Source organism: Williamsia sp. Y853 (assembly GCF_056786495.1).
On sequence record NZ_JBXCJC010000003.1, the window covers coordinates 232,306 to 246,016 of the forward strand.

The 13,711-nt window shown below is 63.9% G+C and carries 14 protein-coding genes; 9 read left to right on the plus strand and 5 right to left on the minus strand.

Annotated elements, in window-relative coordinates; all coding sequences use genetic code 11:
• The first annotated feature begins 10 nt into the window (after nt 1-10).
• From AC1TPF_RS17235 to AC1TPF_RS17245, 3 genes are all read left to right on the plus strand, one after another.
• Entirely contained in the window at nt 11-205 is a 195-nt protein-coding gene (locus AC1TPF_RS17235; protein ID WP_482139198.1) for a DUF3046 domain-containing protein, read from the plus strand.
• Nucleotides 206-460: 255 nt separating this feature from the next.
• Nucleotides 461-1,504, plus strand: coding sequence for a recombinase RecA (gene recA / locus AC1TPF_RS17240; RefSeq protein WP_482139200.1), 1,044 nt, complete (start codon nt 461-463; stop codon nt 1,502-1,504).
• A 14-nt stretch (nt 1,505-1,518) separates the two neighbouring features.
• A complete protein-coding gene (locus AC1TPF_RS17245) occupies nt 1,519-2,178 on the plus strand; it encodes a regulatory protein RecX (protein WP_482144830.1) in 660 nt (219 codons plus the stop codon).
• Here the strand turns inward: AC1TPF_RS17245 and AC1TPF_RS17250 are convergent.
• From AC1TPF_RS17250 to AC1TPF_RS17265, 4 genes are read right to left on the minus strand one after another with little or no spacing between them, the layout of a single operon-like run.
• A complete protein-coding gene (locus tag AC1TPF_RS17250) occupies nt 2,162-3,034 on the minus strand; it encodes an amino acid ABC transporter permease (RefSeq protein WP_482144831.1) in 873 nt (290 codons plus the stop codon). The two genes, AC1TPF_RS17245 and AC1TPF_RS17250, sit on opposite strands and share 17 nt — an antisense overlap.
• Nucleotides 3,031-3,714 (minus strand): amino acid ABC transporter permease, encoded by a 684-nt coding sequence (locus AC1TPF_RS17255; RefSeq protein ID WP_482139206.1) that lies wholly within the window; start codon nt 3,712-3,714, stop codon nt 3,031-3,033. Before AC1TPF_RS17255 ends, AC1TPF_RS17250 begins: the two co-directional genes overlap by 4 nt.
• Nucleotides 3,711-4,754, minus strand: coding sequence for a glutamate ABC transporter substrate-binding protein (locus tag AC1TPF_RS17260; RefSeq protein ID WP_482144832.1), 1,044 nt, complete (start codon nt 4,752-4,754; stop codon nt 3,711-3,713). Before AC1TPF_RS17260 ends, AC1TPF_RS17255 begins: the two co-directional genes overlap by 4 nt.
• Nucleotides 4,754-5,482, minus strand: coding sequence for an amino acid ABC transporter ATP-binding protein (locus tag AC1TPF_RS17265; RefSeq protein ID WP_482139888.1), 729 nt, complete (start codon nt 5,480-5,482; stop codon nt 4,754-4,756). The genes AC1TPF_RS17260 and AC1TPF_RS17265 overlap by 1 nt, the downstream gene beginning before the upstream one ends.
• Before the next feature lie 227 nt (nt 5,483-5,709).
• Here AC1TPF_RS17265 and miaB point away from each other — a divergent pair, with 227 nt between their 5' ends.
• Together miaB and AC1TPF_RS17275 are read left to right on the plus strand one after the other, a co-directional pair.
• A complete protein-coding gene (gene miaB / locus AC1TPF_RS17270) occupies nt 5,710-7,257 on the plus strand; it encodes a tRNA (N6-isopentenyl adenosine(37)-C2)-methylthiotransferase MiaB (protein ID WP_482144833.1) in 1,548 nt (515 codons plus the stop codon).
• Complete coding sequence (locus AC1TPF_RS17275) at nt 7,257-7,865, plus strand: Rv2732c family membrane protein (RefSeq protein ID WP_482139210.1); 609 nt, start codon at nt 7,257-7,259, stop codon at nt 7,863-7,865. The genes miaB and AC1TPF_RS17275 overlap by 1 nt, the downstream gene beginning before the upstream one ends.
• Before the next feature lie 75 nt (nt 7,866-7,940).
• Here AC1TPF_RS17275 and AC1TPF_RS17280 read toward each other — a convergent pair whose 3' ends face one another.
• Nucleotides 7,941-9,314 (minus strand): DUF349 domain-containing protein, encoded by a 1,374-nt coding sequence (locus AC1TPF_RS17280; protein WP_482139212.1) that lies wholly within the window; start codon nt 9,312-9,314, stop codon nt 7,941-7,943.
• A 195-nt stretch (nt 9,315-9,509) separates the two neighbouring features.
• Here AC1TPF_RS17280 and AC1TPF_RS17285 point away from each other — a divergent pair, with 195 nt between their 5' ends.
• From AC1TPF_RS17285 to hflX, 4 genes are all read left to right on the plus strand, one after another.
• A complete protein-coding gene (locus AC1TPF_RS17285; protein ID WP_482144834.1) occupies nt 9,510-10,256 on the plus strand; it encodes a class III extradiol ring-cleavage dioxygenase family protein in 747 nt (248 codons plus the stop codon).
• The gene (gene miaA / locus AC1TPF_RS17290) at nt 10,208-11,152 is read left to right on the plus strand and encodes a tRNA (adenosine(37)-N6)-dimethylallyltransferase MiaA (RefSeq protein ID WP_482139216.1); all 945 of its coding nucleotides are present in this window, start codon (nt 10,208-10,210) and stop codon (nt 11,150-11,152) included. Before AC1TPF_RS17285 ends, miaA begins: the two co-directional genes overlap by 49 nt.
• Nucleotides 11,153-11,189: 37 nt before the next feature.
• Nucleotides 11,190-12,080 (plus strand): diaminopimelate epimerase, encoded by an 891-nt coding sequence (gene dapF, locus AC1TPF_RS17295; protein ID WP_482144835.1) that lies wholly within the window; start codon nt 11,190-11,192, stop codon nt 12,078-12,080.
• Nucleotides 12,081-12,323: 243 nt separating this feature from the next.
• Nucleotides 12,324-13,700 carry a GTPase HflX gene (gene hflX, locus AC1TPF_RS17300; protein ID WP_482139890.1) on the plus strand — a complete coding sequence of 459 codons (1,377 nt, stop codon included), beginning with the start codon at nt 12,324-12,326 and terminating at the stop codon, nt 13,698-13,700.
• Nucleotides 13,701-13,711 lie beyond the last annotated feature (11 nt).

Consider the following 13,711-nt stretch of genomic DNA (forward strand, 5'->3'; position numbering starts at 1 on the left):
CCTTGACGGCGTGCGACTCACCGAATTCACCGAACTTCTGACCACCGAGTTCGGCGCCGCCACGGCCGATTCGATGCTTGTCGACCATGCGCTCATGGAGTTCGGCGGCAAGACGGCCGCGCAGGCTCTCGAATCCGGGGTGGATCCCCGTGACGTGTGGGTGGCCCTGTGCCGGGACTTCGATGTGCCTCGCAATCGCTGGTAGAGCGCTTCTACGCCAGACCCTCCTTCGGCGTGTCGCGTGCGATGGTAGTTGACTCGAACAGATGTTCGCCTACAGTGGTGGGCAAGCAACGTTGGGAAACGTCGGGACTCCGGACTGCGAGTCGAGGAATTGTCAGAGGGTTGATCTAGCGTGACGTCAGTGCGCAAAGAGATGCCGAATACGCGAAAAAAAGATCGCTCCCGCCAGACCGGCGGCACCACCGCCGAGAACTCGGCCAGACCACTAGGGGAAAAAATGGCAGCCCAACCAGACCGCGAAAAGGCACTCGACCTGGCCTTGGCCCAGATCGACAAGAATTACGGCAAGGGCTCGGTGATGCGACTCGGCGAGAACGCCCGCCAGCCGATCGCCACCATCCCGACCGGATCGATCGCACTCGATGTCGCTCTGGGTATCGGCGGATTGCCGCGTGGCCGGGTCGTCGAGATCTACGGCCCGGAATCCTCGGGTAAGACCACCGTGGCCCTGCATGCGGTTGCCAATGCGCAGAAAGCCGGCGGTATCGCAGCCTTCATCGACGCCGAGCACGCGCTCGACCCGGACTATGCACAGCGGCTCGGTGTCGACACCGACGCGCTGCTGGTCTCGCAACCCGACACCGGTGAGCAGGCCCTCGAGATCGCAGACATGCTGATCCGGTCCGGTGCCCTCGACATCCTGGTCATCGACTCGGTGGCAGCGTTGGTTCCGCGCGCGGAAATCGAAGGCGAGATGGGCGACAGCCACGTCGGCCTGCAGGCCCGTCTGATGAGCCAGGCGCTGCGCAAGATGACCGGTGCCGTGAGCAATTCCGGTACCACCGCGATCTTCATCAATCAGCTCCGCGAGAAGATCGGTGTCATGTTCGGATCGCCGGAGACCACCACCGGTGGTAAGGCGCTGAAGTTCTATGCGTCGATACGACTCGACGTCCGCCGGATCGAGACCCTCAAGGACGGAACCGACGCGGTCGGTAACCGGACCCGCGTCAAGGTGGTCAAGAACAAGGTGGCACCGCCGTTCAAGCAGGCCGAGTTCGACATCTTGTACGGCCTCGGCATCAGCAAGGAAGGCTCGCTCATCGATATGGGTGTGCTGCACGGATTCGTCCGTAAGGCCGGCTCGTGGTTCACCTACGAGGGTGAACAGCTCGGCCAGGGCAAGGAAAACGCTCGTAAGTTCCTGCTGGAGAACACCGAGATCGCAGATGAGATCGAGAAGAAGATCAAAGAAAAGCTCGGAATCGGTGCAGTGCTGACCGCGGACGACGCCGTGGCGCCGGCACCGGTCGAGTTCTAAAGGGTCAGCAACAGGTGAACGAACCTGGGGGAGAGGATGTCCGCGCTGACATCGCCGAGCTACGATCGGCGACCGCGGAGATCCTCTCCCGACCTGTATCCATCGACGCCCCGGTACCAGAGTGTCGGGGCCCCGTCCTCGAGACGCCGCCGCTGTCGGCATCCGCACCCGAGTCGAGATCGTCTGCGTCGAGCACCGGTGCGTCGGCATACGACGCCGCGCTTCGGTTACTCGGTGTCCGGGCGCGTAGTCGTTCCGAACTGCGAGGGCGGCTGCAGGACAAAGACTTTCCGGCGGCCGAGATCGATTCGGTGATGCAACGGCTCGAACGTGCCGGTCTGCTCGACGACGTGGATTTCGCCGACCAATGGGTACGTTCGCGCCACCTGCACAGCGGCAAGGGACGTACCGCGCTGCGCCATGAGCTACGCCAGAAAGGCGTGGTGGACACGGTGATCGAGCAGGCCGTCAGTCAGGTCGACGACGAAGCCGAGCGTGAGCGGGCCGCGGAATTGCTCCGACGCAAAACAGCACGACTCTGTGCCGAGGACGTGTCAGAACGCGAAAGCCGCGACAAGCACACACGCCGACTGGTGGCGATGCTTGCTCGTCGCGGCTATGCGCCGTCGCTTGCGTTTGATCTGGTGAGGGCCGAACTCAGCGATCTGCGGTGATCGCGTCGTCCTCGATGGTCACCTTGCCGACGGAGCCCCTGCGCTTGCCCTCTCGAACACGACGCTCGACCACGGTGGCCAGATTCGACAATCCGAAGTTGAGGATGATCATCACAATCGCGACAACCACCAGGGCCGGCAGGTAGTTGCCGTAGAACGATGCCGACTGGATTCCGGAGCGCACCACTTCGATGTAGCCGATCGCGTATCCCAGAGCGCTGTCCTTCAATGCGATGACCATCTGCGAGATCAACGCCGGGAGCATCGCGGTGATCGACTGCGGCAGCAACACCATTCGCATGGTCTGCGATTTACGCAGACCCAATGAATGGGCGGCCTCGGATTGTCCGGAGGGCAGCGAATTGATGCCGGACCGCAGGATCTCCGCGATCACGGAGCCGTTGTACAGGGTCAGGCCCGTGACCACGGCGGCAAACGCCAGCTGCTCGGCGGGGAACACCGCATACTCGGCAAACAGGTAGTACGCGAAGATCATCAGGATCAGCACCGGGATGGCGCGGAAGATCTCGACAGTGCCGCCGCTGAGCATCCGGATCCACCGGTGTTCAGAAAGCCGGCCGATGCCCAGGAGCGCTCCGAGGATCAGAGCGAACACGATGGAGAGCACCGCCGCCTTGATCGTTCCCCACAGACCCGGCAACAGGTAGGTGGTCCAGGTGTCGGCCTTGATGAACGGATCCCACTTCTCGGCAGTGAGCTGCCCGTTGTCCCCGAGTGCCACCATCACGTAGACGAACACCGCGAGCAGGACCACGCCGAACGCGATCGCGATCAACAGGTTACGTCTGCGGGCCTTCGGTCCGGGTGCGTCGTACAGAACAGTTGCGCCGCTCATCGCTTGACCGCCAATCGCTTTGCCAGGTAGCCGAAGACAAAGCCTTCGGTGAGTGTGATCACCATGAAGCCGGCGGCGATGATGACGAAGATCCAGACCACCTGATCCGCGTGGTTCTCGATCTCTTCTTTCATCAGCAACGAGGCCTCGGCCACACCGATCGCCGAAGCGATGGTTGTGTTCTTGGTCAGGGCGATCAGTACGCTGCCCATCGGTCCGATCACCGATCGCAGGGCCTGAGGCAACACGATGATTGAAAACACCTTGGAGAACGGCAATCCCAGCGATCGAGCGGCTTCGGCCTGGCCGATCGGCACGGTGTTGAAACCCGACCGCAGAGTTTCGCAGACGAACGTCGAGGTGTAGAGCACAAACCCGAGAACGGCCAGCCAGAAGTTGTTGTTCTTGACGAAGTTCTCGTTCTCAGGTGCCAACGCAAGACCGAGGTTCTGGTACAGCCCCACCGAACAGAAGATGACGATCAACGTCAACGGGGTGTTGCGCACGATGTTGACGTACCAGGTGCCGAACACGCGCATCACCGGAACCGGCGACACCCGCATGCCTGCGAGAATCGTTCCCCAGATCAATGCGCCGATGGCGGAGTAGAACGTCAGCTGAATGGTCACCCAGAACGCAGGCCACAGTGCAGGTCCGATGTCGGACCACAGCTCGCTCATGAGAGTCCTTCCGGGCACGGCGTCGGTGTGGAGTCGAGGAAAGCCAGATCACCCGGCGTCGGGGTGAACGTGTACTTGGTGTCGGTTGTCTCGGTACGGGCGATCATCGCGTCGACCTCCGAATCACCGATGGCCTCGCGTAGCGCGAGCTCCCATGCGGACGGTCCACCCCCGGGAGGCGGCGTCATCATGTTGATGAGCGATTCGTTGACCGCCGCCACTGCTTCCGGGTACTCCTTGGCCAGACCGATGCCGTAACGCTCGGTCGAGAACGGGGTCCCGGCCTTCTTCAGCGATTCGGGATTGCCCGCGCAGGCGTCTTTGGGGTAAGTCATGTCGACCAGCTTGAATTCGCCGGGATAGAAGTTCGAGAATCCGGCGAGGATCGCCTCGTCGGTGGTCAGCGCGTCGACCTTGCCGCGGCGCAGGGCCTCGACACAGGACGAGTACGAATCGAACTCCTGCAGCTGGACATTCGGCAACTGGTTCTTGACGTTCTGGGCCGAGGTCGAGCCGGTCACCGAGCACAGTTTCTTGCCATTGTTGAGGTCGGTGAGGGTCTGGATCTCATCGTCGTCTTCGCGGACCAGCAGACCCTGGTAGTTGATCAGGTAGGGACCGGCAAAGGCGACCTTCTTGGAACGCGCCGCGTTGATCGAGTAGGTGGCCGCGATCATGTCGACCTCACCGTTGGCGATGAGCGTCTCGCGTTGTGCCGACGGTGTTTCTCGCCACTCGATCTTCGGCTTGTCCCAGCCGTTGGTCTCGGCGATGTTGTTGACCACATACTCCGACACCGAGACATCGAATCCGGTGAACGACTCGTCGGGGTGACGCAGGCCGAGTCCGGGCTGATCGAACTTCGTGCCTGCGATCACCGACCCGTTCTCGATCGACTCGAGCAGGTTGCGTGGATTGGTGTTGCCACAGGCGGCGAGCCCGGCCGTGACCAGCACCGCGGCGAGCGCCAGACCGATCAGTGTGGTCAATCGTTTTGGTCGTGCTCTTTTCGTGAGGCGCATGTTGTTCGTCTCACTCATCAGTGGCCCAGGATCTTGCCGAGGAAGTCACGGGCCCGGTCGGACTTGGGCGCAGTGAAGAACGTCTCCGGATCGTCGTCCTCGACGATGGCTCCATCGGCCATGAAGATCACCCGGTCGGCGGCTTTGCGGGCAAAGCCCATCTCGTGGGTGACCACGACCATGGTCATACCCTCCTTGGCCAGCGAGACCATCACGTCGAGCACCTCGTTGACCATCTCGGGATCGAGCGCAGAGGTGGGCTCGTCGAACAACATCACCTTCGGCGCCATCGCCAGCGAACGGGCGATGGCCACACGCTGCTGCTGACCACCGGAGAGCTGGGCTGGGTACTTGTCTTTCTGGCTGGCGATCCCCACCCGCTCCAAGAGCTCGAGCCCGCGCTTCTCGGCCTCGGCCTTGCTCTTGCCGCGCACCTTGATCGGTGCGAGCGTGACGTTCTGCAGGATTGTCTTGTGGGCGAAGAGGTTGAACGACTGGAACACCATGCCGACGTCGGCACGCAGCGCCGCCAGCGCCTTGCCTTCACTGGGTAGGACGCTCCCGTCGATCCAGATCTCGCCGCTGTCGATCGGCTCGAGGCGGTTGATCGTGCGACACAGGGTGGACTTGCCTGAACCCGAGGGGCCCAGGACCACGACCACCTGGCCGGCGGGCACGTCGAGTTGGACGTCTTTGAGCACATGTAGATCGCCGAAGTGCTTTTGCACGTTCTTCATGCTGATCATGGTGTTCGCGGTGCCGGCCTGAGATGTCGGGACCGACTTCTCGGCGTCCGAACCGTCCGAAAATGCTGTCATGAATACCGACCCTATTAGTATGACCTGGCACTCGGCAGCGCAACCCCGGCAACAGACCTGGGCCGGTCCTGGGTGGTTGCTGATGCCTAGCAGTGGACTAAGCAGCTGACCGGCGTCATTTCGCCAGGTCGAACATGGCAAGTACCCTGGGGCAGGTGACAATCTCGTTGACAGATCCGCAGGCCACGGACCGTACCGTCGGCCAGATCGCCGAAGGCCGTTCCTATGAGGTCCGCACCTACGGCTGTCAGATGAACGTCCATGACTCCGAGCGGATCTCCGGGTTACTCGAGGAAGCCGGCTACGTCCGGGCCGACGCCGACGCCGAGCCCGATCTGGTTGTTTTCAACACATGCGCGGTCCGCGAGAACGCGGACAACAAGCTGTACGGCAATCTTTCGCACCTGGCCCCGGTGAAGGCCCAGCGCCCGGGAATGCAGATCGCTGTCGGTGGTTGTCTGGCGCAGAAGGATCGCAGCACCGTGGTCCAGAAGGCGCCGTGGGTCGATGTCGTCTTCGGCACGCACAACCTCGGTTCGCTGCCCGTCCTGCTGGAACGGGCGCGCCACAACGAGGTCGCGCAGGTCGAGATCATCGATTCGCTCGAGGCCTTTCCGTCGACGCTGCCGGCCAAGCGTGAGTCTGCGTATTCGGGCTGGGTGTCGATCTCGGTGGGGTGCAACAACACCTGCACGTTCTGTATCGTTCCGGCGTTGCGTGGCAAAGAGGTCGACCGTCGCCCCGGGGACGTGCTGGCCGAGGTGCAGGCACTCGTCAACGAAGGTGTCCTCGAGGTGACGCTGCTCGGCCAGAACGTCAATGCGTACGGGATGTCGTTTGCCGACCCCGAGCTCGGACGTGACCGTGGGGCGTTCGCGGCGTTGTTGCGCGCCTGCGGTGAGATCGAAGGGCTCGAGCGGGTCCGTTTCACCTCTCCGCATCCGGCCGAGTTCACCGACGACGTGATCGAGGCGATGACGCAGACCACCAATGTGTGTCCCCAGTTGCACATGCCACTGCAGTCGGGTTCCGATCGAATCCTCAAGGCGATGCGGCGCAGCTACCGGAGCACCAAGTTCCTCGGAATCATCGAGCGCGTCCGGGACGCGATGCCGCACGCGGCGATCACGACCGACATCATCGTCGGGTTCCCCGGAGAGACCGAAGAGGATTTCCAGGCGACTCTCGACGTGGTGGCCAAGGCGCGGTTCACCAGTGCCTTCACGTTCCAGTACTCACCTCGGCCGGGTACTCCCGCAGCCGACATGGTTGACCAGATTCCGAAAGAGGTTGTCTCGGAGCGCTATATGCGCCTGACCGATCTGCAGGACCGGATCTGTCTGGAAGAGAACCAGAAGTTGATCGGAAGCCCGGTCGAGGTCTTGGTGACCGCCGATGGGCGCAAGGATTCCGGTCGGATGACCGGACGCGCTCGCGATGGGCGACTGGTGCATTTCGAGACCAGCGACCCCGCGATCCGTCCCGGCGATCTGATCGACACCGACGTGACAGGTGCGGCACCGCACTACCTACTTGCCGACTCGGGTGTGCGGAATCACCGCCGCACCCGCGCGGGCGATGCGCATGCCGCCGGCACCACACCCCAGACCCCGCCGATCGGGGTGGGCCTGGGACTGCCGACAATCGGAAAACCAATGGAAGCGCCGGTTGAATCCGGCTGCGGCTCGGGATGTGAGAACTGATGGCCAGCAAAAACCGAAGCGACGATTTCGAACAGTTCGAAGGCGACCTGCGCAAAGCCGAGCGGAAGGTCGCGGGGGAGATCGATCCCGGCGCCCGCGCATTGGTGGTCGCGGGCGCGGTGCTGGTGGTGATGTTGTCGATTGTGTTGCCACATACCGGTTCGGTCAGCGGTATCGATGTCCTGACATTCAACTCCGAGGCCGTGGCGGAAAACGTCACCATCACCTCACGTATCTCGGTCTGGCTCCAGCTGATCTTCGGTATCGGCTTCTCGACGCTCGCCCTGCTCACCCGGCGCTGGTTCTTTGCGTGGATCGCCCTGTGCGGCTGCGCGGTCGGCTGTGTCGCGGGCATGCTGGCCTGGTGGTCGCGCAACACCCCCGGCGTATCGGGCTTCGACCCGCCGAGCGGGATCGGCGCCGGACTCGTGGTGGGTTGGCTGGCGATGTTCGTCCTGACCTTCCACTGGGCGCGCGTGGTGTGGGTACGCACCTCGGTGCAGCTGTCATTGGAAGCGCAGCGGCGCGACGATGCAGCCGCGCAGGAGCTCAAGGCTGTTGCGCTGCAGCGCAAGTCGGCTACCAAGCATCCCAAGAAAGACAACTGACCGACGCGTTGAAGTACCGATCGTACAAAAAATGACCGGGCCATCGGCCCGGTCATTTTTGTATCTGTATGAAGGTCAGTCGTTGATCGCACCCTCGGCCGCGCTGGCCCATTCACGCCACTGCTCGGCCTGCTCGCGGAGCTTGCGGGCGTCCTTGGCCTTGCCGTTCGCCTCTGCCTTGGCTGCCTGATCTTCGAGCTGGGCAACGCGGTCGGCGAACTGCTGGGCGCGGGCCTTCACGGCCGGATCGGTGCGCTCCCACTGTGCGGACTCGGCATCGCGGATACGTTTCTCCACGGCCTTGATCCGGGCTTCGAGGGAGTGCATCTGGTCGCGGGGAACCTTACCGATCTCGTCCCACTGATCCCGGATCGAGCGGAAGTCACGACGAGCGGCCTCGAGATCACCATCGGGATCGATCGTTTTCTCGGCACGGACGAGGAGTTCGATCTTTGCCGCGGCGTTCTCCTCGAACTCTGCATCGCGTTCTGACGATGCCGCGTTGCGGGCGCTGAAGAACACGTCCTGGGCGGCTTTGAACCGGGCCCACAGTGCGTCGTCCTGATCGCGGGGTGCGCGGCCTGCGGCTTTCCACTGGGTGAGTAGATCGCGGAACTTTGCCGCGGTGTCGGTCCACTCGGTGGAGGACGAGAGCCCCTCGGCCTCTGCGATCAGCTCCTCTTTGCGGGACCGCGCGCCTGCGCGCTCGCGGTCCATCTCGGCGAAGTGGGCACCGCGCCGCCTGTTGAAGGTGTCGCGGGCCTTTGAGTAGCGCTTCCACAACAGGTCATCGGTCTTGCGATCGACACCCTTGATGGTCTTCCACTCGTCGAGAATCTGACGCATCCGGTCGCCTGCGACCTTCCACTGCGTGGATTCGGCGCCGATGGACTCGGCCTCTTCGGCCAGCTCGTTTTTGCGGGCGACGGCCTTGGCCCGGGATTCGTCCCGTTCGTGCTTGACCTTTTCGGCAGCGCCTTCGGCCCAATCGATGATGGCCTGCAGGCGAACCGCGACAGCGTCGACATCACCGATGACCGCTGCGGTCGGAAGCGATTCGAGTAGTGCTGCGGCGCCGACCTTGGTCTTACGCGGATCGCCTGTGCCGGCGTCGAGTCGCTCCTCGAGCAGTTCGACCTCGACGACCAGGTCGTCGAAGCGGCGTCCGAAGTGGGCGAGACCCTCGGCGGCGGTGCCGGCCTGCCAGGAGGCGATCTGGTGCTCTCCGGCGGAGTTCTTCAGCCACACCGCACCGTCATCGTCGATGCGTCCGAACTCGGACGGATCGGAAGCCTGCCTACCGGGCTCGACGGGTGCGGGATGAGGATGGGCCGGCGGATGATGGCCGGGCCGCGGACCGGGCCGGGGGCCCGGCTTGGGACCCGGTTTCGGGCCCGGAGACGGGGTGGGGTTGTCGGTGGCTGCCGGCTGCGGCGTGTGGTCGGTCATGTCATTCCTTATCCCTGCCGCGCGACACGGCTGCCAGTCACATCTGATGCCGACGGTGATTCACCTCCACCGCCCACACCCATTGAAGCAGGTCACCGGCACGGGTGGGGACAGTCGCCGACAAATGACCGGCGGATCCCCGGTTGCGATGGCGTCGGCAGTGCGCCCTGCGGCCGGTCGACTAGCGTTGCGCAAGTGTTGATCGCTACCGCCTTTGTGCCCTCCGCACCCGCTCTGGTGCCCGAACTGTCCGGGTCGCAGGTGCCGGAGTTGGTGCCTGTTCGGGCCGCGACGCTGCAGGTATGTGCAGATCTGGCCGTTCGGTGTCGCGATTGGGTGATCGTCGGAGCGGGCGATCCGGCGAAGCCGATCGCGCCGCGAGGGAGCTTTATCGGCTTCGGGGTGGACATTCAGGTGGATCTGGCCCCCGAGGCGACCGGCCCGGCCGACCCGGAGATGGATCTGTCGTTGTTGATCGGCGGATGGCTTCGCAATGAGGTCGATCCGGAGGTCCGGATGACCACCGAATTGGTGTTCAGCTCGAGTGGTCCATCGGCCTGCGCGCAGCAGGGGCACACGCTGGCCCGCTATCTGGCGACGCGGCCGTACCCGGTGGGACTGCTGGTGGTGGCCGACGGGGCCAATACGCTCGGCCCCAAGGCTCCCGGTGGCGTCGCCGATGGCTCCGAGGCGTTCCAGGACGGCATCGACAGCGCCCTCGGTTCGGGGGACCGCGCCGCACTTGCCGCCCTCGGGCAGCCGGAGTGCGAGATCTTCGGTGTCGATGGTCGGGGCCCGTGGCAGGTCGCCGCGGCAGCGACGCAGGGTTTTGCGGTCACACCCGAATTGCGTTATGCCGGAGCGCCGTTCGGTGTCGGATATAGCGTCGCCCTATGGGATCTGACACCGGGGGACCTGACGCCTGGGGACCCCGCATGGTGACCCCGATTGCCGTGATCGGTCCCACGGCCAGTGGCAAATCTGATCTGGCACTCGACATCGCCGAAGCACTCGGTGGCGACATCGTGAACATCGACGCGATGCAGCAGTACAAGGGGATGGACATCGGCACCGCAAAGGTGCCGGCCGGCGAGCGCCGCGGCATCGTTCACCATCAGATCGACGTCCTCGAGGTCACCGAGACCGCGACCGTCGCGCGCTACCAGCAGGCGGCGCGGGCCGACGTCGAGGCGCTGCTGGCGCAGGGTCGCACACCGGTCGTGGTCGGTGGGTCGATGATGTACATCCAGGCATTGCTCGACGACTGGAAGTTTCCGGCGACCGATCCGGAGATCCGCGGGCGCTACGAGGCCGACCTGGAACGGCTGGGTTCACTGGCGCTGCACGATCAGCTGGGCACGGTCGATCCCGAAGCCGCCCGCAACATCCTCGACACCGACGGCAGGCGCATCGTGCGCGCGCTGGAGGTGGTGGAGCTGACCGGGCAACCGTTTGCCGCCTCGGCACCGACAATCGGTGAACCACGTTGGGACACAACCATCATCGCGCTTGATCGCGATACCGCAGAGCTCGACGACCGCATCGCGTCGCGGACCGAACAGATGTTTTCGCAGGGGTTTGTCGATGAGGTGCAGGCGCTGTTGTCGCAGGGCCTGCGCGAGGGTGTCACCGCGGCGCGGGCGATCGGATATTCGCAGGTGATCGCCGCCCTCGACGGCGAATACGACCTCGCACAGGCGCAGGAACTGACGTTCATCGGCACCCGCCGCTACGTGCGCAGGCAGCGGTCGTGGTTCCGGCGCGACCCGCGGGTGCACTGGCTCGATGCGGCGACACCCGATCTGCTCGGTCAGGCGTTACGCGCCGCAGGCAGGTGAGAACCGGACAGACCCCAGGACGGGTAGTCTTGACGAAATGTTCGGGCGTGTTGATTTTGTGAAGGGGCACGGCACGGAGAACGACTTCGTGCTGTTGCCCGATGCCGGGGTGCAACTGGATCTGACACCCGATTTCGTGTCGGCACTCTGTGATCGCCACCGTGGTATCGGTGCTGATGGTGTGCTCCGAGTGGCCACTGCAGGCGCACTGCTCGGTGCCGGAGTCCTCGAGGTGCTCCCACCCGGCGTCGCCGGGGATGACTGGTTCATGGATTACCGCAACGGTGACGGATCGGTTGCAGAGATGTGTGGCAACGGGGTGCGGGTTTTTGCGCACTACCTCGCCGCACACGATCTGGTGACCGGGCGGACCTTCACGGTCGGCTCGCGCGCAGGTGGGCGCGAAGTGACCGTCCACCATCTGACCGAATCCTCGGCCGACGTCAGTGTCCTGATGGGCCGGGCCCGCGCCGGCGTCGAAAGCAAGGCCACCATCGGAGACCAGACGTATTCGGGTTTGTCGGTCAACGTCGGCAATCCTCATCTGGCCTGCGTTGTCGAGGGCCTCACTCTCGAGCGTTTGAGGAACATCGACCTCACCGCGCCGATTGCCTTCGACCACAACGACTTTCCCGAAGGCGTCAACATCGAGCTGATGACACCGCTGGCCGAGTCGGCCGACGACGCGGTGGTCGGTGAGGTGTCGATGCGGGTGCACGAGCGCGGTGTGGGAGAGACCCGCAGCTGCGGCACCGGCACCGTCGCGGCGGCAAATGCGGCTTTGCGGTCGGTCGGGCGGAGCACCGGTGCGGTGGTCGTGAACGTTCCCGGTGGTGCGGTGACCGTCACTGTCGGTGAGAACGACAACGAGCTCCGTGGACCCTCGGTCTTGGTCGGTGCCGGAATGCTCAACGCAGGGTGGCGTTAAATCCGTTATGCAGCAGACCTGTCCGAATGTCACGATGTTCATCTCATGACTGAACACGAACCCGACTCGAACAAAGCCGACGCGAACGAAGCCGACGCGAACGAAGCCGATCCGAATACCCCCTACTCGGACGGCCCCGACGCAGACGGCCCCGACTCAGACTTTCCGGAGTCGAAAGCCCGAGCGCCACGCGCCCCGGAGGTTCACCTGCCGAACTTCCACAAGGGTCCGACGATCGGCGACATGCAACTCGACGATCGTGCGTCGTTGCGACGGGTTGCAGGTCTGTCCACCGAACTCACCGACGTCACCGAGGTCGAATACCGGCAGCTTCGCCTCGAACGGGTCGTTCTGGTCGGTGTCTGGCTGCAGGGAAGCACCACCGCCCAGGCGGAATCGAGTCTTGCCGAACTCAAGGCCCTGGCCGAGACCGCCGGGTCCGAGGTGCTCGAAGGTCTCATCCAACGTCGGGACAAGCCGGATCCGGCCACCTACATCGGATCGGGCAAATCCCATGAACTTCGCGACATCGTCGAGGCCACCGGTGCCGACACCGTCATCTGCGATGGTGAACTGACGCCCGCACAGCTCACCGCGCTGGAGAAGGTGGTGAAGGTCAAGGTCATCGACCGCACCGCCCTTATCCTCGACATCTTCGCCCAGCACGCCACGTCGCGCGAGGGCAAGGCTCAGGTCGCGTTGGCCCAGATGGAATACATGCTGCCGCGTCTTCGCGGTTGGGGTGAATCGATGTCCCGTCAGGCCGGTGGCCGGGCGGGCAGCAACGGTGGCGTGGGTCTGCGTGGTCCCGGTGAGACGAAGATCGAGACGGACCGCCGCCGTATCCGCGAGCGGATGGCGAAGTTGCGCCGCGAGATCCGTGAGATGAAGACGTCGCGAAACACCAAGCGCACCAAGCGGAAAGAGTCCGCTGTCGCATCGGTCACGATCGTCGGTTACACCAACGCGGGCAAGTCCAGTCTGATCAACGCGATGACCGGATCAGGTGTGCTGGTGCAGAATGCGCTGTTCGCCACCCTCGATCCGACAACCCGGAAGATGTCCCTCGACGACGGTCGAGAAATCGTGGTCACCGACACCGTCGGATTTGTCCGGCACCTGCCCACCCAGCTGGTCGAGGCGTTCCGTTCGACCCTGGAAGAGGTCATCGACGCAGATCTGCTGTTGCACATCGTCGATGGTTCGGACCCGATTCCCACCGAGCAGATCAGCGCGGTGCGCAAGGTCGTCGATCAGGTGATCCAGGACGAGAAGGCAACCGCACCACCGGAGCTTCTCGTGGTGAACAAGATCGACGTCGCCGATCCGACGGTCCTGACACAGCTTCGCAGTCTGTTCCCCGACGCGGTCTTCATCTCGGCGGCCACGGGCGAAGGTATCCCGGAACTGCTCGAGCGGGTCCGCGAGTTGGTGTCGCGGCATGACGTCCATGTCACCGTCCGGGTGCCGTACTCCCGGGGTGACCTGGTCTCACGCATCCACGCCGAAGGCGATGTGTCGCGGGAGGAGCACGGAGCCGATGGCACGGAGATCGTCGCCAGTGTGCCTTCTGCGCTGGCCAGCCAGCTGGCCGAGTTCGCCGCATCTGATCTGTTCTAAAAATCCAGGCC

What these genes read in the sequence shown, in the direction of transcription:
- AC1TPF_RS17275 (WP_482139210.1), top strand. Translation starts at nt 7,257, where the DNA reads ATGGCCAGCAAAAACCGAAGCGACGATTTCGAACAGTTCGAAGGCGAC.
- miaA (WP_482139216.1), top strand. Translation starts at nt 10,208, where the DNA reads ATGGGATCTGACACCGGGGGACCTGACGCCTGGGGACCCCGCATGGTG.
- AC1TPF_RS17265 (WP_482139888.1), bottom strand. Translation starts at nt 5,482, where the DNA reads ATGATCAGCATGAAGAACGTGCAAAAGCACTTCGGCGATCTACATGTG.
- recA (WP_482139200.1), top strand. Translation starts at nt 461, where the DNA reads ATGGCAGCCCAACCAGACCGCGAAAAGGCACTCGACCTGGCCTTGGCC.
- hflX (WP_482139890.1), top strand. Translation starts at nt 12,324, where the DNA reads ATGCAACTCGACGATCGTGCGTCGTTGCGACGGGTTGCAGGTCTGTCC.
- dapF (WP_482144835.1), top strand. Translation starts at nt 11,190, where the DNA reads ATGTTCGGGCGTGTTGATTTTGTGAAGGGGCACGGCACGGAGAACGAC.
- AC1TPF_RS17280 (WP_482139212.1), bottom strand. Translation starts at nt 9,314, where the DNA reads ATGACCGACCACACGCCGCAGCCGGCAGCCACCGACAACCCCACCCCG.
- AC1TPF_RS17255 (WP_482139206.1), bottom strand. Translation starts at nt 3,714, where the DNA reads ATGAGCGAGCTGTGGTCCGACATCGGACCTGCACTGTGGCCTGCGTTC.
- AC1TPF_RS17260 (WP_482144832.1), bottom strand. Translation starts at nt 4,754, where the DNA reads ATGAGTGAGACGAACAACATGCGCCTCACGAAAAGAGCACGACCAAAA.
- AC1TPF_RS17250 (WP_482144831.1), bottom strand. Translation starts at nt 3,034, where the DNA reads ATGAGCGGCGCAACTGTTCTGTACGACGCACCCGGACCGAAGGCCCGC.